19 protein-coding genes are annotated in these 25,523 nt (G+C 29.0%); 4 read left to right on the top strand and 15 right to left on the bottom strand.

Annotated elements, in window-relative coordinates; translation table 11 throughout:
• Positions 1-118 precede the first annotated feature (118 nt).
• The 4 genes from QK892_RS07840 to QK892_RS07855 are packed head-to-tail and all read right to left on the bottom strand — an operon-like array spanning position 119 to position 4,869.
• Positions 119-1,372 (bottom strand): MBL fold metallo-hydrolase, encoded by a 1,254-nt coding sequence (locus tag QK892_RS07840; protein ID WP_317272992.1) that lies wholly within the window; start codon positions 1,370-1,372, stop codon positions 119-121.
• Between the two features lie 21 nt (positions 1,373-1,393).
• Entirely contained in the window at positions 1,394-2,638 is a 1,245-nt protein-coding gene (gene apgM, locus QK892_RS07845) for a 2,3-bisphosphoglycerate-independent phosphoglycerate mutase (RefSeq protein ID WP_317272993.1), read from the bottom strand.
• Positions 2,638-3,363, bottom strand: a complete 726-nt coding sequence (locus QK892_RS07850) for a hypothetical protein (protein WP_317272994.1) — start codon at positions 3,361-3,363, stop codon at positions 2,638-2,640. The genes apgM and QK892_RS07850 overlap by 1 nt, the downstream gene beginning before the upstream one ends.
• A gap of 33 nt (positions 3,364-3,396) precedes the next feature.
• Positions 3,397-4,869, bottom strand: a complete 1,473-nt coding sequence (locus QK892_RS07855) for an SLC13 family permease (protein ID WP_317272995.1) — start codon at positions 4,867-4,869, stop codon at positions 3,397-3,399.
• A gap of 183 nt (positions 4,870-5,052) precedes the next feature.
• Between QK892_RS07855 and QK892_RS07860 the strand changes: the two genes are divergently transcribed.
• Positions 5,053-5,934, top strand: a complete 882-nt coding sequence (locus QK892_RS07860; protein WP_317272996.1) for a LysR family transcriptional regulator — start codon at positions 5,053-5,055, stop codon at positions 5,932-5,934.
• Between the two features lie 158 nt (positions 5,935-6,092).
• Here QK892_RS07860 and QK892_RS07865 read toward each other — a convergent pair whose 3' ends face one another.
• The 5 genes from QK892_RS07865 to QK892_RS07885 all read right to left on the bottom strand — a co-directional run bounded on the left by QK892_RS07865 (position 6,093) and on the right by QK892_RS07885 (position 16,802).
• Positions 6,093-10,631 (bottom strand): right-handed parallel beta-helix repeat-containing protein, encoded by a 4,539-nt coding sequence (locus tag QK892_RS07865; RefSeq protein ID WP_317272997.1) that lies wholly within the window; start codon positions 10,629-10,631, stop codon positions 6,093-6,095.
• Positions 10,632-10,862: 231 nt separating this feature from the next.
• Positions 10,863-11,510 carry a PepSY domain-containing protein gene (locus tag QK892_RS07870; RefSeq protein ID WP_317272998.1) on the bottom strand — a complete coding sequence of 216 codons (648 nt, stop codon included), beginning with the start codon at positions 11,508-11,510 and terminating at the stop codon, positions 10,863-10,865.
• 36 nt (positions 11,511-11,546) lie between these two features.
• Positions 11,547-12,932: a sensor histidine kinase gene (locus tag QK892_RS07875; RefSeq protein ID WP_317272999.1), complete on the bottom strand. Its 1,386-nt coding sequence runs from the start codon at positions 12,930-12,932 to the stop codon at positions 11,547-11,549.
• Between the two features lie 3 nt (positions 12,933-12,935).
• Positions 12,936-13,604, bottom strand: a complete 669-nt coding sequence (locus QK892_RS07880; RefSeq protein ID WP_317273000.1) for a response regulator transcription factor — start codon at positions 13,602-13,604, stop codon at positions 12,936-12,938.
• Between the two features lie 213 nt (positions 13,605-13,817).
• Positions 13,818-16,802, bottom strand: a complete 2,985-nt coding sequence (locus QK892_RS07885; protein ID WP_317273001.1) for an MFS transporter — start codon at positions 16,800-16,802, stop codon at positions 13,818-13,820.
• Between the two features lie 307 nt (positions 16,803-17,109).
• Between QK892_RS07885 and QK892_RS07890 the strand changes: the two genes are divergently transcribed.
• Positions 17,110-17,517, top strand: coding sequence for a VOC family protein (locus QK892_RS07890; protein WP_317273002.1), 408 nt, complete (start codon positions 17,110-17,112; stop codon positions 17,515-17,517).
• Between the two features lie 252 nt (positions 17,518-17,769).
• Here QK892_RS07890 and QK892_RS07895 read toward each other — a convergent pair whose 3' ends face one another.
• The 6 genes from QK892_RS07895 to QK892_RS07920 form a co-directional block, all read right to left on the bottom strand.
• The gene (locus QK892_RS07895; protein WP_317273003.1) at positions 17,770-18,483 is read right to left on the bottom strand and encodes an aminoglycoside phosphotransferase family protein; all 714 of its coding nucleotides are present in this window, start codon (positions 18,481-18,483) and stop codon (positions 17,770-17,772) included.
• Positions 18,484-18,587: 104 nt separating this feature from the next.
• Complete coding sequence (locus QK892_RS07900) at positions 18,588-19,319, bottom strand: class I SAM-dependent methyltransferase (RefSeq protein ID WP_317273004.1); 732 nt, start codon at positions 19,317-19,319, stop codon at positions 18,588-18,590.
• 147 nt (positions 19,320-19,466) lie between these two features.
• Complete coding sequence (locus tag QK892_RS07905; RefSeq protein WP_394855012.1) at positions 19,467-19,745, bottom strand: CD3324 family protein; 279 nt, start codon at positions 19,743-19,745, stop codon at positions 19,467-19,469.
• 647 nt (positions 19,746-20,392) lie between these two features.
• The gene (locus QK892_RS07910) at positions 20,393-20,584 is read right to left on the bottom strand and encodes a hypothetical protein (RefSeq protein ID WP_317273006.1); all 192 of its coding nucleotides are present in this window, start codon (positions 20,582-20,584) and stop codon (positions 20,393-20,395) included.
• 101 nt (positions 20,585-20,685) lie between these two features.
• The gene (locus QK892_RS07915) at positions 20,686-21,192 is read right to left on the bottom strand and encodes an isochorismatase family protein (RefSeq protein WP_317273007.1); all 507 of its coding nucleotides are present in this window, start codon (positions 21,190-21,192) and stop codon (positions 20,686-20,688) included.
• 168 nt (positions 21,193-21,360) lie between these two features.
• Positions 21,361-21,708 (bottom strand): winged helix-turn-helix transcriptional regulator, encoded by a 348-nt coding sequence (locus QK892_RS07920; protein ID WP_317273008.1) that lies wholly within the window; start codon positions 21,706-21,708, stop codon positions 21,361-21,363.
• Between the two features lie 326 nt (positions 21,709-22,034).
• On the opposite strand from QK892_RS07920, the gene QK892_RS07925 reads away from it, so the two are divergent.
• Positions 22,035-23,843, top strand: a complete 1,809-nt coding sequence (locus tag QK892_RS07925; RefSeq protein ID WP_317273009.1) for a multicopper oxidase family protein — start codon at positions 22,035-22,037, stop codon at positions 23,841-23,843.
• A gap of 350 nt (positions 23,844-24,193) precedes the next feature.
• The gene (gltS, locus tag QK892_RS07930) at positions 24,194-25,417 is read left to right on the top strand and encodes a sodium/glutamate symporter (RefSeq protein ID WP_317273010.1); all 1,224 of its coding nucleotides are present in this window, start codon (positions 24,194-24,196) and stop codon (positions 25,415-25,417) included.
• Positions 25,418-25,523 lie beyond the last annotated feature (106 nt).

Below are 25,523 nucleotides of genomic sequence, written 5' to 3' on the forward strand. Positions count from 1 at the left end.
ATATAACTCTATTATAAACAGAAAAAACCTATAGAGTAGACTTTTTTTATCGTGTCTACTCTATAGGGTACATTTTAGAAATCACTTACTAGAGAGTCTTTATCTTTATACTTATTCTTTATATTTCATAACCTTCACCAGGTGCAAGACACATTGCATTAGTACCTGATTTAGCTAAATTGGATATAACATTAACTGTTCTTCCTTTAATCGCATGGAAAAGAACTATAGTTTTTGCTTCAAGATATGTATTAAATAACATTACATCTTCATCATCTAAATGTACCTTGAAAATTATATGATCCTTTTGTAAGTTTACTGAATTCTCCTTACAATATTCTTCATTAAATATTGCATTTCCTATTGTTCCTTTTGCCGCATGTCCTGTGATAATAACTTTATTTCTACTATCACTTTTTAAACGCTCAAAATAGTATTTTCCTTGAACAGCTGTAAGCATACCATCTTGTGTAAGTATAACAGCTGGTTCATCCTTTTTACATACTTCTTTACGTTCTTCCATAGTACTTATTTCTACTACATTTTTTAACTCTACTGTATTATCAAATTCCTTAACCCATTCAGTCATAGAAGATAGTTTTTTATAATTCTCGATTATTTCCTTATCTACATATAATGAAACATTAGTGAATTTTTCTGATAAAAACTTATAGATATCACATCCACGACCATTTGGAGGTAATGGTAATATAGCTTTTCCACCTTTTGATACAGTAGAATTAACAGCTTCAAATAATAAATTGTATTGCTCTTCTTGGTTTAATATTTTTCCTGCATAAGCACAATTAAGTATAGCTGCATCACATTTTCCTGGCATATCATTCTTAAGCAGCATTGCTTCTTTTACTATGTCTCCTGAATAGAATATCTTCTTTCCTTCAACACTTATTTCAAACCAAATTCCACCTACAACATGTCCACTACGACCAACAAGTATATCAATACCATCAATATTATTTGATCCTATATTAAGAGTTCCAAAGCTAATTTTTTCAACATCTTCATCATTAAATGGAGTAATTCCATTATTATCCTTAACAAAATTTCTCCACTTATTAACAAACTTTAATGTAGATGCTGCTGTTGGGGCTGAAGTATAAACCTTACCTTCATATCCCATATTATATAGTAATGGTAATGCTGCACTATGATCTTCATGAGCATGAGATAATAACGCAAATTTAATCTTAGAAACAAATTCCTTAGTTAAAAGTGGATAATCTCCTATCTTATTATCACTGATTTCTCTTTTAACTCCACAGTCTAATAAGATCGCTCCATCTGACCATTCAACAGCATAGCAGTTTCTTCCATTTTCTCCGCTGCCGCCTATTGCATATAACTTAACCATTATTTCCTCCATTCAATTACATTAAGCACCATATTTCTTTGTATGACCTAAGTAATCCATAATAGTAGCCATGAACTGATTACCAGTATAATCATTTAATATACCTTTTGATACAGCTCTTTCTCCACATTGATTACATTCATCTATTCTTACATTTGGTCCCCATAAGAATGCAGGAACTGGATCTGCACTATGGTCTCTTACATGACAAGGTGTAGAGTGGTCTGCCACTAATCCTAGATAAGTATTATCTTTATCTATTTTTGACATCCAATATCTATACATTTCATCAATCTTTTCAACTATTGCTGCCTTCTTTAATGGCTCATTATCATGTCCACAAAGGTCTGTTCCTTTAATATGTACGATAACTAAATCATGATTTTCAAGCTCTTCTAAAGCCTTTTGAGCTTTTCCAAGGTAATTTGTTTCAAATCCACCTGTATAGCTTTCATCTGTAACATAATCAAAGTTACACATCTTACCTATTCCAGTTATTGTTTCATCACCAGCAATTACACTTACTTTAACTTTTGGGAAAAGACTTTCTATTGGTGGTAACACCATAGCAGCTGCAGCTCCTCTTGTTATAATAAAGTTTGCTGGAAGCTCACCTCTTTCAACTCTAGCTATGTTTACAGGATGCTTATCCCATACTTCTTTAACATAAAGTTGGAATTTCCATAAAGCTTGTGCACTCTTTTGCACATTGCTTTCATCTATAGGACATACTATTTTACTACCTTCACAAGCAGTTCCTGGATCAGTATCAACTATATGCCAATCTAATCCTTCCCCACTCATAACAACAGCAACTCTATGCTCTGTTAATGAAAGTATTTTAAATTTACATCCATCTACCTCATATCCATCTACTGCTTCAATAAGGCTCTTAATTTCTTCTTTATCATTGATACGTCCTGCTCTTCTATCTAGAACAACTAAATCATTATCTACTGTTCCAAGATTTCCACGGAAAGCAACATCACCTTTTTTCATATCAAGTCCAGCACTAAATGCTTCTACAGCACCACGTCCTGTATAATATTCGTCTGGGTTATATCCAAATAAACAAATGTGTCCCCAGTCTGTACCTACTCTACAACCTGGACGGTATGGATGAACTAATCCTGTTGATCCTTCTTTACATAATTGGTCCATAGTTGGTGTTTTTGCATACTCTAATGGAGTTAAGTGATTAAGTTCAGCTATAGGACGATCACCTAAACCGTCAGAAATAAGTAAGATCCCTTTAGCTTTTCCCATTACACTTCCTCCTTCAATCTCTTATTAAGTACAAATGCAGATATTCCTATTACAGCTACCCATAATACAACTTTACTCATAGTACTTCCTACGAATGGCTTACCAAAAGTAAATTTGAATGCTGCGTTTCCTGAAACTTTAACACTACTCTTTAAAGAAAGTGTACGTTGTCCTTCTTCATTCATTCCTAAAGTATATTTAGTAACATCTTTAGGTGTAGTTACCATCATTGGCTCCATTCCTTCTGGAAGAGCTATTGAAAGCTTATAAGTTTCAATTTTATTTTGAAGCTTATTAACGAATTGATAATCCATTAATGGATTAGGGATTCCTGTGTCAGGTTCATCATTTTCTACAGCGTAGAATCCTTGACAGCTTATTTCTGCTTCTACCTTTACTTCAGTAGCTGGTGTTTCAGCATCTAAAACGAAGTATTTAACACCGCCAACCTTTTCTAATTCTACAGAAACTTCTTCACCGTTCATAGATGCAGTAACTATTTCTGAATCATCAACATTTGCAGGGATATAAACTAATCCTTCATCTGAAGATGTTGCAGTCATTTCTATATATAAAGTGGCATTATTATCTCCTGCTGGAACAAAAGATTCACTATATTCATTAATAACAAAAGAATCCTGAGCTGCATGAGCAACTGTTGGATATGCCATAGCTATACCAGCTATACAAAGTGTTGCCAAAATTTTGCTAATTTTTTTCTTCATAACTGTTCTCCTTATTTAAATTCTATGATCTTATTAGAAAAGACCTACAATACGGAACCATGTGAAGTAACATACGCCCATAATTAACCACTTAGCTAATAAAACTAATAATCCATATACTAATTGATTACTTATTGTGAAGTAGTTTGAGCTATAGAATATTAAGTTTGGTTTACAGTGTGGTGGTAATGTAATACTATCACAAATTGTTATTGATGCAGGAAGCGCAAATAATAATGGATTAACTCCTGCTGCTGTTGCTAATGTAATAGTTGTTGGTATTAATATAACAGTACGAACTGTTTTACTTGTAAATACCATATGACTGAAACTAGCTATAAACATTACAATCATAAATAATATGAATGGATTCATAGCAGCTAGGTCAAATGAACCAAATACTTTATTTAATAAGAATGCAGCAACTCCTGATTTATCTAATGCTAATCCACCAGCATAAGCTCCACATGAGAAGATCATAAGTTCCCAAGGAATCTTAGTTTCTTTCCAGTTAAGGAATCCTATATAAGGCATATAGAATAATACTGCTGAAACAACTGCTACCATTGCTAAGCTTATTTGGAAACCAAATATTTGTGCATGGTATCCATCTGTACACCATAAGAATACTGTTATACAGAATATAACTAGAGCTTTAATTTCATTAGCTGACATTTTACCTAAGTCTTTATATTGTTCAGCAAGTGATTTTTCTGATCCATCGTTTTCTTTCTTAACAGGTTTTTTAACCTCTAATGGATATAAGAATTGTGCAATAACGAATGATGCAACCATAGTTAAAATAGCTATTGGCATACCAACCATGAACCATTTTCCCCATGTAACATCAATTCCTGCTAAATCTTTTATATAACCAACAGCCATTATTTGTGCTGCAGTTGCTGTTAATATACCAGATGTAGCTATATTGTTAACATGAATTTCTTGAAGCATTAATTGACGACCGAAGTTACTTTCGCCAGGTACAGCATTGTAAATTTTACAAATCATTAATGTGATTGGTAATAATAAAGCTGCACGTGCAGTAGTTGATGGAATAACAAATGCAAGTAGGAAGTTTACTATAAGTAATGAAAGAAGTGCTCCCTTTGCAGTTTTACCAAACTTAGAAACAATAAATAATGCTAATCTATTTGCAAATCCTGACTTTTCCATACCAGATGTAATAACAAAAGCAGAAAGCATAAGCCAGATAACATCATAACCTAAAACACTAAATACAGAGCTTTGGTCCCATCCTCCAGTTATTGTAAGAACAACTATAACTAATAATGCTGATGCATATGTAGGTATAGCTTGAGATACCCAAAGTACTAATGCCATAGCGAAAGTAGCTAATGCAGTTTTACCTTGGAATGACATTCCAACAGGTGTATTCATTGACATAAGTAGTCCAAATACTATTAGTGCTACTGGAATACCTAAAATTTTCATCCAGTCACGTTTTTTAGCGCTAGATGTTTTTGATGAATTTGACGTATTCATAATTTCCTCCTAAATATATACTTATAACTTTACAGTTATATATTGGATTTAAGACAAAATCCAACTTTTTTCTTCACAATGAATTATATCTTGAAACCGTATACCGAGTCTAATTACTTTATTTACTTTTCATATAACTTTTTGTTATAATAATAACAATGCAATGTAGTAGGGAGAATGTTTATGAATATAGAACAACTTAAAACTTTTTGTGCAGTAATTGAATATGGTAGTTTTTTAAAAGCCTCAGAAGTACTATTTTGTAGTCAACCAGCTATATCAAAGCAAATAAAATCTCTTGAAAGAAATTTAGGATTCTCTTTATTTGATCGTGAAGGAAAGAAAGTAAACCTAAACTCTAATGGTAGAATAGTATATGCATATGCAAAAAAAATATTAGATGAGATTTCTGAAATGAATCAAAAATTACTAGAATCTAATAATTATCTACCACCTATAATATCCTTTGGAGCAACTAACTTTATTGGAGTTCATATAATAACTCCAAATATTGGTAGATTTAAGGATAACTTCCCTGAAGCATCTGTTTCTTTTACAATAGATTTCAATCAGAATATTTTAAAGATGCTAAATTTAAATAAGTTTTCTTTTGCTTTTGTAGCAGAGTCTGATTTATTAAAACAATACCAAGATATAAAAACAGATTTTTTTAGAGATGATGAACTAGTTCTTGTTGTTTCTCCAAATCATCCTTGGACTTCTAGAAATTCTATTGATATAGAAGAATTGAAGGATCAAACATTTCTAGTATCTCAACCCAATTCTGCTATTCGTAAATTTATTGAGGATACATTACATACAAATAGAATAGTTATAAATAATATACATAATTTATATAATATTGAAGGAATAAAACAATCTATCTTAAGTGGGCAAGGTATATCAATATTACCTAAAAAAGCAATTTCTACTGAACTTAAACATAAATTATTAATAGAAGTACCTATTAATAATTTACCTTTAAAAAGAAAATTATTTATTGCATATAAAAAAAATAAGCAATTTACTACTCTAGAAAAAGATTTTATCAATTCATTAATATAAAATTCATTATATATATTTTTTCTATAAATTTAATAAAAAACCTATAAGATAGAAATTTATATTCCTTTCCATCTTATAGGTTCATTTTTTATGTTGTTAACTATTATTCTAGTTTTAATACCAATAAATACATAAAACTAATTTATGTACTTAGATATTTAAATATCTAACTCTTCTATATCTTCATTTTTTCTTTTAAATAGCAGTATTAGTAGAAGTAGTAAGAACAACCAACTAAATGGACTCTTTATGAAACCTGTAAATATTCTTAAAAATCCATTTCCACTCTTTGCTTCATCCGTTGATTTATCATCTGAATTTTCCTCAATAATAGTATTATCGACCGCTGTTGTAGTATTTGATGCAGTACCATCGGATGTAGTAGTACTTGAATTATTATTTCCGCCTAAATTATTGTCCCCTTTCTGAGCATTATCTCCACCTAGATTGCTATCCTCATTTGAATCATTATCTCCACCTAGATTGTTGTCCTCATCTGAGTCATTATCTCCACCTAGATTGTTGTCTTCATCTGATTCATTATCTCCACCTAGATTGTTGTCTTCATCTGAGTCATTATCTTCACCTAGATTGTTATCTTCATCTGAGTCATTATCTTCACCTAGATTGTTGTCCTCATCTGAGTCATTATCTTCACCTATGTTGTTATCTTCATCTGAGTCATTATCTCCACCTAGATTGTTATCTTCATCTGAGTCATTATCTTCACCTATGTTGTTATCTTCATCTGAGTCATTATCTTCACCTATGTTGTTATCTTCATCTGAGTCATTATCTCCACCTAGATTGTTATCTTCATCTGAGTCATTATCTCCACCTAGATTGTTGTCTTCATCTGAGTCATTATCTCCACCTAGATTGTTATCTTCATCTGAATCATTATCTCCCCCCAGATTGTTGTCCTCATCTGAGTCATTATCTCCACCTAGATTGTTGTCTTCATCTGAGTCATTATCTCCACCCAGATTGTTATCTTCGTCTGAATCATTATCTCCACCTAGATTGTTATCCTCATCTGAATCATTATCTCCACCTAGATTGTTATCTTCGTCTGAATCATTATCTCCACCTAGATTGTTGTCCTCATCTGAGTCATTATCTCCACTAGAGTCATCATCTGGGCCAGGTATTACTGATTCTAGGTGTTTTAGTACTTTTATATCACGTGTAAATGTTATAACATTTCCATCTCTATCTGTTACTGTATATTCTATAGTATATGTGCCTGGAACTAAGTTATTAAAATCTCCTAAATCAATTTTAATATCCAACTGTTCCATAGTATCTCTATCATCTGTAATAGTAATTCCTTGCATAAAATCAACTGTATCGCCTTTGCTAATTTCGATATCAGTTATATTTGAAACAACTGGTGCATCTCCTTTTGGATTAATAGCGTTCTTTAGTTTTTCAAGTGTCTCTGTAATTGATGTAAGTGCTTTATTTGTTTCAGCTTGATTTAAATTACCTGAATTAAGCAGATTATTTATTTCTGCTAAAACCTCTTTTAATTCATTTGAAATTTCTTCAGGATACTGTCCACCTAGACTTCCTATCAAACTATTGTTAAAAATATTTTCATAGAAGCTATTAGCTTCATCTATAGCCTCTTTAAGGTAAGTATAATCAACCTCCGCTGGTGTTAATGGAATTTTCATATCCTTGTATGCATTATATCCGCTATTTACCTTAGAAAGTATGAGTTGTTCACTTGCTTCAGCTATTCCCAAGTTACCTTTAGTATTATAATTTACAGGATTAGAGCTTTCCATATATGTATTTCCATATGCTAAAAACTCATTATTTTTATATGCTGTCTGTGCTCTACCACTTATAGTAATTTGATCTCTTTCATCACTTAAAAATGAATTTTTGTAAATTATAAAGTTTTTAACATCACCATATGCATTTTCCCATACATCCTTTGTAACAGTTCCATCATTATTTTTCACATTAAATGAAAGAGTATCTCCATCTCTAAAGCTCTGATAATATAATATTCCTGTTCCTTCTCCACCAAAATTAGTTTTTGCATGGAATAGGTTGTTGTATATCACTGTATCATAGAGTAAAGTATCTTCTCTTGATAAATCACCATATATATATGTTAATAATGGAACATCATCAAAATAATTAGAACCTACATAAACATTACTTCCGTTTCTTATCTTGACACCGCCAGCAGCTCCATTTTCCATTCCTTTAAAATAGTTACCAACTATATTTAAAGTATCATAACTCTTAGAGTAAATTATATGGTCTCTTCTTTGTCCCTCTTTTGCAACATTTATACCAGATACCAATACATCTTCTTCAAAATCACTAACTATATTTCTTGTTTTCATCATATTGAAATAATTGTTAGCTATTAGAACATTAGTATCATATCTTTCATTATTTATAGCTGTAAAGAAATTACCTTGATGTCCTTCAACTAAATTTGAGCTCTTTATTATTGATAACCTATTAACTACTTCTGTCGGTAACATTTTAGCAGCATCATCAGCACCATCTAAATCTCCAAAGAAGTTGTTACTTATACTAGTATTTTTAGTTCTATATGTTGCTATACCTCTACCTGGATAATTTTCTCCTCTTAAGAAAATATTATTTTTTATTGTATATTTAGTATTTTTAGCTATAACGTATGGTTCCATTGTAGCTTTTAATATGCTTCCATCTTCTCTTTTTTCTCTAGTGTACTTACCATTTATGAATGTATTATTTTTTATTGTAATTCCTTTTTTATATGGACCGTTTATTTCAATTCCAATATTATTAAATACTATATTTTCTATTTCAACATAGTTCATTGGACCTTTATATTCAGCATGCATTAATTTCAGCATTTTTTCAGTACTAGAAGTAGCATCAAAAATAGAAAGTCCATCTTTATCTCCACTTATCTTAAAGTTAGATAAAGCAGGTAGTTGTATTTTAGATAAATCAATATCTCTTGTTATTTTATATGTTCCTTCAGGGAAATATAATTCTCTGCCATGGGATGCAGCATATTCAATTAACTTTTCTATTTTTTCAGTTTCATCAGTAACTCCATCTCCAATCAGTCTAATAGGGTTTCCGTTTTCATCTAAAACCTCAGTATTTTTGGTAACATCTATGACCTGTTTAATAATCATATAGTCAATATCTTGTTCTTGATATTTTTTCTTTCTATCTTCACCTTGTATATTAAAGTGGTCCAGATAGTAATCACTTAAAGCTTTATACGCCTTATCATTAACATATTTATCATATGTATTATTAGGAGCAATAAATTTATTATCTTGGATATAACCATCAGTCATTTCTAGATTTTTTACATTAACATTTATATTTGATTCTTCCTGTGTTATAGTCCCAACAACTTCTACATATGAATCTGAATAACCTGAGCCTAAAAGTGTTCTAGATCTTGTTATAGCAATTCCACCTTCAGTATTATTCATAGTTGTACAATTTTGTAATTTAACAGAACTACCATTAACAAAAATTCCTGCTCTAGCTGAAGTTTCTATCTTTACAGAATCTAGTAAAGCATTCTTAGAATTATATATGTGAATTGCATGGTTATTGGAGTTTTTTACTGTAACATTTACTAATCTAATATCCCTACCTTTTAAAGTAATATTCCCAAGATTGTTAAAATCAATAGTTTTTCCATTACCATTTATTACAACACATGCTGCCACTCGAAGTTCTAAAGTATCACTTCCTGGATCCAAATCACTTTGTTCAATTTTAAGATCACTATTTAGAGTAAGAACGTTACCACTGTTTTGTATATTATTCTTTAAATCATCAACTGAATTTATATATATATTTTTTTGAGAATAATAATCTAGTTTTTCATTATCACCTTCTGAATACTTATTACCAGGTAAATATGTACCACTTGCATAGTTTATAGTGTTTTCACTTTGATTTAATCCTACTATACTTTGCATATGTACAGAATCTTTATTGTGAATATTAGCAGTTAATATATCTACAGTTGATCCATTTCTTACTTGAATTCCTCTATATAGATGATTTTCAGTTTGTATGTTACTTAACTGTACTTTAGAAGCATAAACATCTAACCCCACTGTACTTCTTTCCTCTTTAGGAACAGTTATATCCTTACCTATAAGATGTATATTACTAAGTTTAATATTGTTAGAAGAATATATTGTAAGGCCTGTAGACTTATAATCCTTTATTATAATATTGCCTATTTCAACATCACTTGTTGACTTCACACGTAAATTAAATTGGTTGCTTAAGCTTATTTCCTTGCCGTTACCATTTATAATAATATTTTTTTCATTTATTTCTATATCTTCATCTAAAGCTATATTATCATTAAGAGTAATAGTTGAATTAGATATTTTTATTGCAGCTTTAAATTCATCTAAGGTATTTACTACTGCACTTTCCCTTTCCTCACTACCTGTGATTTCAATTTTTTCATCTACTGTAGTATTAGCATTAATATTTATTGTTACATCTGAAGTATCCTTATATTGTTTCAAATCACTAAAATTACTATCTGTAACCACTTGCGTAGTTACTATATCGCTCGCTATGCTTTGTGTTATATTTACATCAGATAATTGTCCATTATTTGGCATAGAATGAACAACATTAGTTAATAACATAGTAAATAATAATATACTTGAAATTAATTTCTTCATCCGTATTCCTTCCCCCTTAAATAACACTAACTATTTTAGTATAGTTTATACAGGACTTCATTTTATCACATATTATTCCAAAAATAAACATAATTTTAACTGCATTATTACATTTTTATACAATATATAACACATATAATTTAATATTTTTTAGAATTTTTAATTTGATACTGCTATACACAAAGAAAAAGGAGCTGTCGCAATACAACAGCACCTTCTTTATATATATTATTAATCTATCTCATATTTTAGTATATTTCCAGTATTAGCATCTATTTCGTAGTTATATTCCTTGTTGTTAAAGTAAAATTCTAATTCATATTTTTGTATTCCATCATCAAAATCTAATTCACTTTTTACCAATGTAACTTGGCTACTCGATAGGCCTGCATGATTCAATGCTATTTGTTTCGCTTCTTCTACTGTTATTAAAGTTGCTCCTGAATTTGATTGTTGATTTCCAGCTGTATTGTTTGATTGCTGATTTTCATTTGTATTATTTGATGTCTGAGTACTCTCTTCACTGTTTGATGGTTGATTATTAACTACATTATTTGATTCCTCTTTAGTCGGTATATTATAGTTTTCTACATCGTAATCATATCCTATTATTTGTCCATTAGTGGCATTTACTTCATAATCATATTCTTTATTTTCATAATAAAACTCTATATCATATTTTTGTACTCCATTCTCCATATCAGTTTCTGTTCTTATAAATGAAACTTGATCACTTGCTAAATTTGCATGTTTTAATGCTATTTCTTTTGCCTCTTCTACTGTTATATTTTTATTATTATAAGTTACTGCTGAGTTGCCACATCCTGCTAAACTCATACTAATACTAATTATCATTGTTGCTACTGCTAACTTCTTCATTTTAACCTCCATACTTATAACATTTTTTATATAAAATTACTTATCTAAATTCAGAAAATCTACTGTTATTTTTGTATATTTATTTAATTCACTCTCTATGTTAATTTTAGAATTATAATTATTTACTATTCTATTTGCAATAGATAATCCAATTCCAAAAGAATTGTTATTAACTCTAGATTTATCAACCTTATAAAATCTTTTCATAACATTTCTTATCTCATTCCTAGGTATTCCAATACCATTATCTTTAACTTCTAACTTAATTTGATTATCTACTTTTCTTAACATTATTTGAATTTCTATATTTTCCTTATTATTATACTTAATTGAATTATCAATAAATATAATTAACAATTGCTTTAAATCATTTGGATCAATTTTTATTTTAATATTCTCTTCAATATTAATGATATATTTTACATCTGGATTTAAAACTCTATACTGTTCTATTACTTCATTTACTACTATTTTAGGGTCTATTTCTTCTAAATCACTTAAATTTATTTCTGTTTTTTCTGCTTTAGATAGTATTAGCATATCATTTACTATTTTCTTTAACCTTTCAACTTCATTTAAGCATATGTCTAATGATTTTTCTAAACGCTCTTTATCATTCTTTCCCCATCTTTTAAGCATGCTTAAATGCCCATGAAGAGCTGTTAATGGTGTTTTTAATTCATGAGAAGCGTCAGATACAAATCTACTTTGTTCATCAAATGCTCCTTCTAATTCATCCATCATTGAATTGAAAACAACTTTTACTTTATCTACTTCATCATTTAACTCTGAGATTTCTGCTCTTTTATTAATTCCTTTTTCTTTTATTTCATTCATAGTTTCTGTTAAACCTGTAAGTCTTTTTATAAAATTTCTTGAAACATACATAGCTCCAATTACGCTTAAAATTATCCCTAAAACTAGAATAAATACTAAAGTAGGAAAATAGCTTTCTATAAATTCACCAAATATATCACTTTCTTGAATTATTTGCAGATTATATTTATTCCCATTTATATTTACTGGCCCGCTTAATATTCTATATGTATCAAAATCAATAATCTTAACTTTTATCTCTAAGCTATTAGCATCATAAAAATAATCTATTTTATTCCAAACTTCAGATTTATCTTCATAATATAATTTATCTCGTGAATAAATTCTAATATGCTCATCATTTTCCCCTCCAATTATAGCTTTCAAATATTCATTAAATCCTGTTTCTGAAATTTCTATATTTATATTTTTTGAAAGACTAGTTATTTCATTATACTTATCTATTAAATATTCTCTTTCATATTCATCACTAAATGATCCGAATGTAACTATTTGTATAATTGTATATATTGCAAGTATTGAAACTATTATTAAAAGGGAACCTCTTGTTAACTCTAAAAATATTGGTAGTTTTCTTTTCCTCATATACTATGACCTCATAATATAACCAACTGATCTTACAGTCTGAATATATTCTTCTTTATTACTTTGATTAAGCTTTGTTCTTAAATATCTAATATACACATCTGTAACATTGGTTTCTGGTTCAAAATCATATCCCCATATTTCTTGTAGTATTTCATCTCTTGTAACTACTTTATCCTTATTATCTATAAGGAGCATTAAGAGCTCATACTCTTTATTAGTTAAATTTATTTCTTCATTATTTTTCTTAACAACTCTAGAATTTCTATCAATTATAATATCCTTAAATTTTACTATATAATTATTGAAATTCTCTTGCCTTCTCATAACAACTTCAATACGAGCAAGTAATTCTTCTATTGCAAAAGGCTTAGCAATATAATCGTCCGCTCCAATCTGAAGACCATTAACTTTGTCCATTACACTATCCTTTGCACTAAGCATTATTACAGGGGTATTTTTTTCTCTTTTTAATCTTCTACATATTTCAAATCCATTCATTGATGGAAGCATAATATCTAGAATTATTAAATCATAGTTATCTCTTATAGCTTCTTTTAAACCTTCTCTACCATCACTTTTAACACAGACACTGTAACCTTCATATTCTAATTCTAATTTTATAAAATCAGAAATATTGGCTTCATCTTCTACTATTAGTACGTTCTTCACTATAAGCACCTCTTTGTTTAAACTTTTAATATAATTTCTCTTAATATTGTCTATTTTATACTTATATAGCAATATACTAACTAAATTAAAGTTTTTATTCCCCTTTCATGATTAAATTATATTAAATCAGCTTTTACTTATCATGAAATAAAAATGAGAGTTAGATTAAAAATTTTTAATCTAACTCTCATTGTCTGTACAAATTCAATATTTTTAAATATTTTCTTCTATTTTATTAATTCTTTTTTTAATTTTGTAACTAATTGCTGCCATCTTTTCTTTATCTACTTTACATACCTTTCTATCATAAGTATATAATCCGTTAATTTCATCCTCTACATCACTTAATTGTGTATAGACACATCCACTTAATCCATTTTCTATTGCTGGTATAATCATTTCTTCATACATCTTTACTATATTATCTGTTAGTTTATCAGAATTCTCAAAGCCTCCATATCCATAACTATTATATTTACTATAGATATGTCCAGGAACAAGATAAGAATATCCACCACATTCTGATACTATAAGAGGTCTTTCTGTTTTTGGTAACTCAATAGTTTTAAAATAAATATGCAAGCTATCTACGTCGCTCTTTTCATTAATAAACCAACCTGAAGTAGAATCTATAAAACGAGTGCTATCAATTTTCTTAACAAATTCATAAAGATTATCACTTTGAAACTGACCCCAGCCCTCATTAAATATAGTATATCCAACAATACAAGGGTGATTATAAAGATGATTTATCGTATCCTCTGTATGCTTTATAAAAATTTCTCTTTGAACTTTACTACCTCTTCTTTTATCATTGAGTTTAAGCATACCTATGTTAGGAAGTGCTGTATCTCTTATAAAAGAATATGAGCCGTTATTCACCATATCTTGAATAACCAACATACCATGCTTATCACAATAATAGTAAAAACAATCTGGTTCTACTTTAATATGTTTACGAATCATATTAAAGCCTAACTCCTTCATTCTTAAAATATCTCTCTCAAATTCCTTTTCCATTGGTGGTAGGAAGATTCCTTCACAGAAATATCCTTGATCAAGTACTCCATGTAAGAAGACAGGCTTACCATTAAGGCATATTCTCTCTACTCCATTTACTTTGTTAATAGAAACTGTACGTAAAGCAAAATAAGTTTCTATTTTATCTTCAGATGTACTAATATTCATTTTATATAGATATGGATTTTCCATTGTCCATAAAATAGGTTTATGTTTTGTTCCATCTGATAAGTTAATTTCATCTAAATTTATTCTGATTTTTTTCTCTTTTTCATAGCTTGTATAGGTGTATTCACCAAGATCCATCTCTATTTTATATTCCTCTGCATTTGTATCTACTTCAAGTGTTATCCCTGTCATATCAGGAATGACTTTAATATTATTTATAGATATCTTTGGAATACTTTCAATCCATACAGTCTGCCATATACCACTTACTGGAGTGTACCACATACCCCCACGATTTTTACATTGCTTCCCATAAGGATACTTTTGGGATAAAGTATCAGTAACCTTAACCATTAACTCATTTTCTTTATCTCTTAATAAAACATCAGTAATATCAACTGAAAAAGGCAGATAACCTCCTTCATGTACCATTAATTTTCTATTATTTACCCATATCTCTGCAATTTGGTCTACAGCACCAAAGTGAAGTAGAACTCTCTCCTTTATAAAGTCTTCTGGTAGAGTGAAATTTTTTATATACGTTAAATGACTTTTTATTGATTTTTTATATCCAGATAAAGTTGATTGTGGTGGAAACGGAACTTGTATATCATCACCATTTAACTTCCATATTCCATTTAAACTAAAATAAGAATTTCTTTTCATTTGCGGTCTTGGATATTCTGTCCAATCAATTTCTTCATTACTACTAAGCTCCCAATGAGCTTCTCTTATCATTTTAAAGATTAAATATAGTGCTAAAAGTAAGACCATAGCCACAATAAATGCTGCAAAATATATTCTTCTATCTGGAATAAAGGATGTTGTACCATCGCTATTTAAAATTGTTTCAGCATTATGTAGTACTAATGCCCCTATAGCTGGCCCAATTACTCCTGGTATAAGTACTTGTCCTAAAATACGTAATCCTTGAAATAAACCAGCCTTATTTTTTGGAATATTATCTCTTATCATTGCCCCGAAACAAGCCATTCCTGTTAAATATCCTATCATCATAAGTAATGAGCCTGTAAACACTGAAAATGTACTTGTTGTAAAAAATAAAATAATATATCCCATCATAAGAATTATAATTGATGGTATAACAGACTTTTTAAAACCTATCATATCATATAGTTTTCCATAGAAGACTGTAATTATAGCTGCGACTATAATTGCAGGTGCCATAATCATTACATAATTTGTTATACCTAAAGTTTTCTCATAATACAGAATAAGATATGGCATAAAGATATTAATAGAAATACCAAAAATCGAAAATGCACCAACTACTGTATATAAAAGCTTATTTTCTTTTATAACAGATATACGAAAACTATAAAGAACATTTGTCCAATATTTTTTTGTTTCATTTGAGGATATTCTAGTATCCTCTATTAATATGAATCCTAGTATACCTATAACAATTACACTTATACCTATTATAAAAAAAATAGAAGTCCAGCTAGATGCCAAATCCAAATCAAAGGCCATAAATCCACCAAATACTATTAATATAGATGCTAGTGGCATCATTGAATTTATTCCTTCTATGCTTCCTCTATTGCTCTCACTTCCACAATCAGTCATCCAAGCATTAAAACAAGCATCATTTGCTGCTGAACCAAAGAAAGTCATAATACAATCTAATATTATAACTAAAGATATACCAAGAGATGCAGCCTCTGCAGCATTTCCAACAATAGGTATTAAAATATCCATTCTGATAAGGGAGAATGAAAGTATCGAAATTCCCCATAAAATATATCCTATACAAATAAATATTTTTCTCTTTCCAAACTTATCAGATAATGCACCAATTAATAAAGTTGTTAAAGTTGCGGCTACTGAACTAGACCCAACCATCAAAGAAATATCAGCTGCTGATGCATTAAACATTTTATAAATAAACACATTTAAATACATATTCTCAACAACCCATGCAATCTGCCCCATAAGTCCAAAGATTATAAGAGTTATCCAAAATTTCTTTCCGAGTTTATTTTTCATTTATAATCCCCCATAGTAAAATTCACATATTATTCCATAGCGTTACTTTCATTATATCATATTAGGTTAATTCTTCCATATATTATATATTTCTTGAGTTTTATGAAAGTCATACGTACTAATTATTTTAAGATAATATGCTGTTTCTATATTTAAAAGTTTATGGATAAGTTTAATGCATGGTATTTATACAAAAGTTTATTTGAACTTCCATTTAATATTACTTTACATAAATTTTATAAAGGTATATAATCTACACAATTTAACGTTAGTTAAGTTATAATTTTAAGCGAGGTGATACAAAATTATGTTTAAACCATTTATGACATTTATTAATCTTCCCGTTAAAGATTTGAAAAAATCAATGGATTTTTTTAAAGAAATCGGATTTACTTTTAATCCTCAATTTACAGATGATAATGCTGCATCAATGATAATAAATGATAATACTTTTGCGATGCTTTTAACTGAAGCGCACTTTAGGAATTTTACTAATAAAGAGATTATAGATGCAACTAAACAAGTAGAATGCTTAGTTTCTTTCGCTGTAGAAAGCAGGGAACAAGTTGATATAATTGTAGAAAAAGCACTTAAAGCTGGTGGTAGTCGTGCACAGGAACCAAAGGATTATGGATTTATGTATCAGGCTAATTTCCAAGACCTTGATGGTCACATATGGGAATTATCTTATATGCCTCAAGGAGGAAATGAATAAAATTTAATTTAAAGTTTGTGTAATAAGTGAAGTAATACTTCTAAGCATTATATAAATAAAAATATAAATCATAAAAAATAGTCTTAGGTGATTCAAGCACCTAAGACTATTGAATTTATTTCCTGGGCAATACTATTTATATAAATGTAACTACTTCTTCTAATGGCCTACGTGGTGGTTGTGCTGGCCCCGTCATATAACATGCTCCATATCCCATTGCAGCAGAACCTAATAAAAAGTTTTCTTATTATTTTAATTAAGATTTAATTCGCTATTTCTACAAGCCTTAATTACTAATATATATTTTTCAATTTCCTCATATCCAATATTCATTTTATCTAAATACATATCCGCTAATAATTGCTGCATTTTTAGTATCTTATCGCTATCTGGAGTATCATTAGGAATCTCCCCTTCTGATATTAAAAAATATGTTCGTGCAACATCATATTGCCATGGTCCATGACAAACATTCATAAAATCAATTACCGTACAACTACCATCTAAATTAATCCATATATTATTGGGATGAAAATCTCCATGGCATAAATTATCTCCTTCTGGCAATTCATCAATTAATTTTAAAACCTTCGAAGCATTTCTATCTTTTTCAGCTGCCCATCGTAGAAATTCTTTATATGATACCACTTCTTGTGAATGACAGTTCAAAATACATTTGTGTAAATTACACATTTTATTTAATAATTGATTTGTATCTTCTCCAATAATTATCTTGTCCAGTATTGAACTTCCATATAATCTTTCATAAATAATTCCTATTCTATTTTCAATATTAATAATTCTATATGCTTTTGGTACTGGTAATTTATTATTCGCCATGCATAGTGCATTTTCATACTCTCTCTTAATAGCTAACTCAGAATATCCATCAAAGAATAACTTACATATCTTTTCCTTCTCATATTCAAAAATTTCTGCTGTATTGCCTCTTCCTATACTCTTCATCACTTTCCCTCATCAATATATCAAAATTTTAGTTTTTCTTTATACCAACCACTAAATGGTGATTATATTCAATAGATACTGAATTGTACTTAATATTATAGTATTTATTTTTTTGCTGAAATTAACAGCATCATAGGTCTACGTAACTCTTCTGTCATATCTTCAAATTTATCTAACATTTCCTTTGTTGGAGTAGGTTCAATAACTTCTCTTATTGTAAATCCACACTTTAATAAACTATTAATATACGTTGTTAGAGTTTTATGATATTTCCTAACACATTCGCCTAAAAAATTGGTTTCTCTTATCCCCTCATAGAAATAATTATCTATAGGCCAATGTAGTTTATTACCTTCTTCATTATAATACCATTCTTGGTTCCCATAAGCTGTAAATATAGGATGCTCTACTGAAAATATAAAATCTCCATCATCTTTTAACATATCATATACGTTTTGGCATACCTTATCAAAATTTTTAACATAGTGAAATGCAAGTGAACTTATTACAGTATCAAAATATTCACTATCAAACTTTACTTCTTCTATACTTAAATTTATATATTTTATAGCCTTATCTCCATTGATTTCTTTAGCTCTTTCAAGCATTTTTTCTGATAAATCTACTCCAATTGCTTCTATAGCGTTGTTTTCAATAGCATACTTACAATGCCATCCAAATCCACACCCTAAATCTAATACTCTTTTATTTTCAAAGTTAGGAAGCATACTTTTAAATGTTTCCCACTCTCCTGCCCCTTGAAGCCCATAAATTGATCTTTTCATTTTGCTGTACTTATCAAAAAATATATTATCATCATATTTATTTTCTCTCATAATAATATCACCTTTCATTTATAATTTATTTTTTATATATAAATTTTATCTTACATATTGCTACTATGAAAAGTTCATAAATAATTCTACCTAATTTATGTTTAAATATTTAAGGAGATATTTAAACAAATACCTCCTTTTATCTATTTATTTATTTATTTTTTTATACTCTCTTAATATTCTTCTTATACTATTTTCAACTAAGTAATATTTATTTGAGAGTTCATATACACTCATTCCACTTTTAAAATCTTCATAAATATTTTCATTTCTTTTATTTAACTCTTTTTTTATTCCTGTATTATCTCCCCAAGACCTTTTAGTTTCTATTCTTTTAGGAATATATAAATAACCACCATCCATAAATTGTTGAATTTCTCTTAATAAATACTGTGGTAACATACTTTGTGCATTTTTATATTTCATGATTCTGCTCCTATCTACTTTAAAAATAGTAAATATTTCAGCAAAAACCACATAAAACTACCTTTTCAAATTTTATAATTTCAAATCATGCTTCTAACAAAATAGTATCAATGTAGCTCTTGCTAGAAGCTTATTTCAATGTCCAGATAATCTGTTTTGTAAATATTCATATTACATTCCCCTTTAACTATATACTCATATATTTTTCAAAGAATTAAACTTTATCATATAACTTATTTAAAGTGCTTCATTTTCCATAATAGCATTTTTTCTTTAAAAAATCTAATTGTTCTTTTCATATGAACTTTCTATGAATACTTTTTCTATATTGGTTGTGCCATCTTTAATATATGCATTAGCCATTTTACTACCAACAATATAGTACTCATCAAATGCTTCCTCAAATCCATCATCTAGCGCATCTAACCCTCTTGTTGCACTTATATCTGTTAACCATTGCCAAACATTTAAAATTTCTATTGATATAAGAAGTCTTAGTATTAATAAGCTATAAATAATAAAACCGCACTAATAATTTGTACGGTTTTCACTTATATAATTCCTATGGCCAGAAACTCCTAAGCATTATAAATCGATTGATTTTCTTACACTATTTGTTCAACAATTCATTTATCTAATTTGCTAATTTATATATTAGGAGGCTTTTTTGTTATAATTTTATTAAGAATGTAAGCTCCAATAAAAGAAAGAACGCATAATACGCCTTCTATAATATATACTATAGCAGGCTTTTCTAGTACTATACTCACTATAATAGTAACTAATAAAACCACTACTAGATCTATACATACAGCCCTCATTATTTTTAAACCTTTCAAATCCTCACCTCCTTATTCAATTTATCTATAACTAGCATTATATAAGATTAAATCTTTATTATTTTCATCTTATTTTATACTACCTATAACTTCCAAAATTTTTATAAGGCCTCATTATAATTTAGTAGCTCTACTCTTGTTGACACCCCTCTAAGTGCAATTAAGTGAATTGTCTCATTTATAGTTGTACAACAATCAGCTAGTATCTTTACACTATGCTTTTCTGCCTGTTTTGAAATAGCAGTGAAAACAACACAGTTTTGCGTCATCATACCACACACAAGAATTTCTTCCACTTTAAGCTGCAATAATACTTCTTCTAAGTTTGTCTCATAAAAACTATCTGCAAATTTCTTTATAACTCTCTTTGCATTTGGAGCAACTTTTAATATCCTTGGGTGAATGTCAACTCCTTCTGTTCCTTCCTTAAAAAGAGTAGAATCTGCATCTGAAACATGTTGAATTAAAATTACTGGGATATTACTTATATTTGCCTTTTTGATAGCATTTTCTATATTATTTAACGTATTGTCTGTATTCCATAATGCAAATTTACCATTTTTAAAGTACTCCTTTTGTATATCAATAACCAAAAGAGCCTTTTTCATATTTATTACCTCCCATATTCAACTTAACTTATTCTTAATTATCTCCCACAAATTACCACATATTTATCGTCTTAATAATAGCATAATGAATTTCATTATAAAATTACTTACTTTTTTGTGTGTATTCTATATAAATTATTTATCTAAAAATCAAAAAACATTAAAGCCTTAATCTGCTTTAATGTTTTTTACTTGATCACTTAAATATTCAATTCCCGCTTCCTGCATAACTTCTAATGCCTTTATTATTTTATGTCCCCTATCTGCCGTCAAGAAATACTCTACTCTAAGGGGATAACCTTGATACTGTATCTTATCTATAAATCCAAACTCTCTTAATTCATTTAATTGCTGTAATAACATTTTTTGACTTATTCCCTTTATCCCCTTTTTTAATTGAGATAATGACATTTTATCATTATCTCTCAATTGCCAAAGAATAACTGTTTTCCATTTCCCCTTTATTATATCGTGTATAATTTCCAACGGAAATGTATATTCTTTTCGAAGCTTCACATGAATCTCCCCTTACTAATTAAATCAATTTGTGAATTAATATTACCCCCTTGAAAACCTTAACTTTTAAGTCATGTTTAATATATTATTTATCACATCACATCTTCATAGTTCATTATTTTTTTAACTAGCTTAAGGAGCTGTCCTATACATTGGTGTAATTTATTATATTATATTGTATATAAAAATTATTTATTCTCTAATTAAACTTTTATTCTTAGACATAATAATTCCTAAAATACACCTTTATATATTCTAAATTCTCACATTTATTAATTATATAGCATATTATATTTTATAAAATGTAAATTATAAGGAGAAAAATTATGATTAATAATTCACCTATATATCCACAAAAAGAACTTCTAGACCCTAACGCCATACCAAAATATGTTAATCAATTAACAATACTGCCTGTATTCTATCCTAAAATAATAGAAGATTGTAAAGAAGGTAATAAAGTATATTACAAGTATTCAGTAGATGCATGTGAATTTTTTCAACAATTATTACCTCCACCCTTTAAATCTACTTTAGTCTGGGGATTTGGTGGTATTTGCAAAGAAACTCCATCTAGTAATCCCAAATATATAAGAAGCTTTCCTGGACCAATTTTTGAAACTGTACAAAATATACCTGTCCATGTTACTTGGAATAACAATATTGTTAGAAATTATAATGTTCCTGTTGACCCAACTATAATGTGGGCAAACCCACTTAACCTAAACAATGCTATGTTGCCTAATGATTTTCAGCCATTTCCACCAGGGTATTATCAAGGTCAATGGCCTGTGCCTATAGTAATTCATTTACATGGTGGAGCAAATCCATCAAAATTTGATGGACACCCTTATGCTTGGATAACTCATAATGGTCTTAGGGGACCTCTATATACTACATCAGAGTATATATACAATAATAAACAACAATCAACTATGCTTTGGTATCATGATCATACTATTGGTCTTACAAGACTTAACGTTTTCTCTGGCCTTGCTGGTGCATATATAATAAAGAATTTTGATGAGATAATAAATACACCTCTTCCATCTGGTAAATATGAAATCCCTCTTCTTATTGCTGATAGAACATTTTATACTGATGGATCTATTTTTTATCCTACTGTAGGAAGTTCCCCTGAAAACCATCCATATTGGAATGAAATGTATATGGGAGATACAATGCTAGTAAATGGTAAGGTGTGGCCTAACTTAAATGTAGATGCACAGAAATATAGATTTAAACTTCTTAATATGTCAAATGGTACTCAATTTACCTTTAAGCTTTCAAACAATCAAAGTTTTGTTCAAATTACAACTGATGGTGGTTATAGAGAACACCCTTTGACAATTAATGAAATTTCATTGGCACCAGCTGAAAGAGCAGATATTATTGTTGATTTTTCTAAAATTCCTATTGGAACTAAAATCCTTTTATTAAATACTGATCCTTCTGCTCTTCCAAGCACTAATGAAGTAATGCAGTTCACAGTTACTAAAAATAGTTCCAAAAAGTTTTCTATTCCTCAAACATTAAATAATATTCCTAAATTTGTAGCGGATTCAAAACCTATAAATAGAACTCTATTTGAATTAGGCGATTCCTTAGGTCGTCCAATTGCTTTATATTTAGATGGACAACCTTTTTGCAATCCTCCATCAGAATTTGTACAAGTTGGAGCTACTATTCCTTTTAATTTTATTAATCTTACTCCAGATATTCATCCTATGCATCTACACTTAATACAATTTCAAGTTGTAGGTTATCAGCCATTTGATGTTGATGCATATAGAACTGACTGGCTTGCATTAAATGGAACACCGCCTTTTAATGGGCCAACTAAAGAATTAGATATAACAAATTATCTTACTGGTCCAATAATTCCACCAGACCCAACAGATATAGGCTTAAAAGATACGGTTAAAGCTAAACCAGGGTATGTTACAAGAATTTTAGCAAGATTTGCCCCTGATAATTTAGAAAATTGCGAAGTAACTCCTGGTGTAAATTCTTACTCCTTTGATCCAAGTGAAGGACCAGGATATCTATGGCATTGTCATATAGTTGAACATGAAGATAACGAAATGATGCGTCCATTATTCGTCGTATGCAATAATTGTATTTTTAATAAGTAATGTTTTTTTATAAAATAAGAGATAGACTAAATTTTAAATATTTATTCTATCTCTACTTATAAGTTAATCCTCCTACTTAGCTATTAATTAACATTGTTTATTGCATTAATAGTCATATTTAATGTATAATACAAATACCTAATTAACTCTATACAAAAAATACCCATACATAATATATATTTTTTAGATTAACAATATAAGTATAATTTAAATACTTTAATTGAATCATATCATTTGTATTTTTCTTATAATTATTAAATTTAATCCCTGCTCAGTTTTCTATATAAGATTAAAAACCAATACAACTAATGATAGATTTAAAATATTTTATAATTTTAAGGGGGCTTTAAATGACAATTGAACTTAACATGATTCAATCAATAGGATTAGCTGTTATTTTCCTTTTAGTAGGAAAATCAATCAAGAATAATTTTCCTATATTTTCAAAGTATGCAATACCTTCACCAGTTATTGGTGGTCTTATGTTTTCCATTATTCATATGTTTCTCAGATATAGTAACATTGTTTTATTTGAGTTTGATACAACTCTTCAAACTTTTTTTCAAACTATGTTTTTCTGTACTGTTGGCTTTAATGCAAGTTTCAAAATGCTAAAGATAGGTGGTAGGAAAATACTTATATTTCTACTTATCTCTGTTGTTTTTGCTTTTCTCCAAAATATATTAGCTGTTGGTCTGGCAAACTTAGTAGGTATAAGCCCATTTTTAGCGCTTCTTACGGCTTCTCCAGCTCTAACTGGTGGACATGGTACATCAGCTGCTGTAGCACCTAGTATTGAAGCTCTTGGATATCCAGAGGCTCTGACAGTAGCTTTAACAGCTGCAACATTTGGAATTATTGCTGGTTCCTTACTTGGTGGTCCTATGGCAAATAGATTAATTATTAAAAATAATCTCGTGAATAAGAAAATTAATGAACAATCTAATGACACTGATTTTGATTTATCTATTATAAAAAACAAGAAGACTACTCTTAATACTAATAAAATTAGCATGGCTTTTTTCCAAATACTAATAGCTATGGCTCTTGGAACTTATTTGACTGATGCTTTAAATAATTTTGTTGGCAAATGGTTTAGTGGAGTAAATTTCCCAATATATATAGGAGCAATGCTTGTAGCGGCTATCCTAAGAAATATTTCTGATAATTCAAATATTTTTAAAACTCCTTTAGAGGAAATCGAAGTAGTTGGAGAGGTATCATTAAGCCTATTCCTAGGAATGGCACTTATAACATTAAAGCTTTGGCATTTAGTAGATTTAGCTCTTCCAATGTTAATCTTACTTATAGCTCAATGCATAATGATGTATCTTTATGGAATGTTTATATCATATCCTTTAATGGGTAAAAATTATGATTCAGCTGTAATGGTCGCTGGATTAACTGGATTTGCAATGGGCTCTACATCAAATGCAATGGCAAATATGCATTCAGTTACTGATAAATATTTATATTCTAAAACTGCATTCTTTATTGTACCCATAGTAGGCTCCTTATTCATAGACTTTATAAATATTGGAATAATCTATGGATTTATCAGTTTTCTTTCTTAAATATATACATAAAATATATATCAGCACTTTAGTAATTTTATTTTCTAACATAAAAACATATTCTAAAAATATTAAGCCCTGTAATTTAAAAAATTACAGGGCTTAA

This window comes from Clostridium lamae, assembly GCF_033043255.1.
Lineage (GTDB): Bacteria > Bacillota > Clostridia > Clostridiales > Clostridiaceae > Clostridium > Clostridium lamae.

What these genes read in the sequence shown, in the direction of transcription:
- QK892_RS07840 (WP_317272992.1), bottom strand. Translation starts at nt 1,372, where the DNA reads ATGGTTAAGTTATATGCAATAGGCGGCAGCGGAGAAAATGGAAGAAAC.
- apgM (WP_317272993.1), bottom strand. Translation starts at nt 2,638, where the DNA reads ATGGGAAAAGCTAAAGGGATCTTACTTATTTCTGACGGTTTAGGTGAT.
- QK892_RS07850 (WP_317272994.1), bottom strand. Translation starts at nt 3,363, where the DNA reads ATGAAGAAAAAAATTAGCAAAATTTTGGCAACACTTTGTATAGCTGGT.
- QK892_RS07855 (WP_317272995.1), bottom strand. Translation starts at nt 4,869, where the DNA reads ATGAATACGTCAAATTCATCAAAAACATCTAGCGCTAAAAAACGTGAC.
- QK892_RS07860 (WP_317272996.1), top strand. Translation starts at nt 5,053, where the DNA reads ATGAATATAGAACAACTTAAAACTTTTTGTGCAGTAATTGAATATGGT.
- QK892_RS07865 (WP_317272997.1), bottom strand. Translation starts at nt 10,631, where the DNA reads ATGAAGAAATTAATTTCAAGTATATTATTATTTACTATGTTATTAACT.
- QK892_RS07870 (WP_317272998.1), bottom strand. Translation starts at nt 11,510, where the DNA reads ATGAAGAAGTTAGCAGTAGCAACAATGATAATTAGTATTAGTATGAGT.
- QK892_RS07875 (WP_317272999.1), bottom strand. Translation starts at nt 12,932, where the DNA reads ATGAGGAAAAGAAAACTACCAATATTTTTAGAGTTAACAAGAGGTTCC.
- QK892_RS07885 (WP_317273001.1), bottom strand. Translation starts at nt 16,802, where the DNA reads ATGAAAAATAAACTCGGAAAGAAATTTTGGATAACTCTTATAATCTTT.
- QK892_RS07890 (WP_317273002.1), top strand. Translation starts at nt 17,110, where the DNA reads ATGTTTAAACCATTTATGACATTTATTAATCTTCCCGTTAAAGATTTG.
- QK892_RS07895 (WP_317273003.1), bottom strand. Translation starts at nt 18,483, where the DNA reads ATGAAGAGTATAGGAAGAGGCAATACAGCAGAAATTTTTGAATATGAG.
- QK892_RS07900 (WP_317273004.1), bottom strand. Translation starts at nt 19,319, where the DNA reads ATGAGAGAAAATAAATATGATGATAATATATTTTTTGATAAGTACAGC.
- QK892_RS07905 (WP_394855012.1), bottom strand. Translation starts at nt 19,745, where the DNA reads ATGAAATATAAAAATGCACAAAGTATGTTACCACAGTATTTATTAAGA.
- QK892_RS07915 (WP_317273007.1), bottom strand. Translation starts at nt 21,192, where the DNA reads ATGAAAAAGGCTCTTTTGGTTATTGATATACAAAAGGAGTACTTTAAA.
- QK892_RS07925 (WP_317273009.1), top strand. Translation starts at nt 22,035, where the DNA reads ATGATTAATAATTCACCTATATATCCACAAAAAGAACTTCTAGACCCT.
- gltS (WP_317273010.1), top strand. Translation starts at nt 24,194, where the DNA reads ATGACAATTGAACTTAACATGATTCAATCAATAGGATTAGCTGTTATT.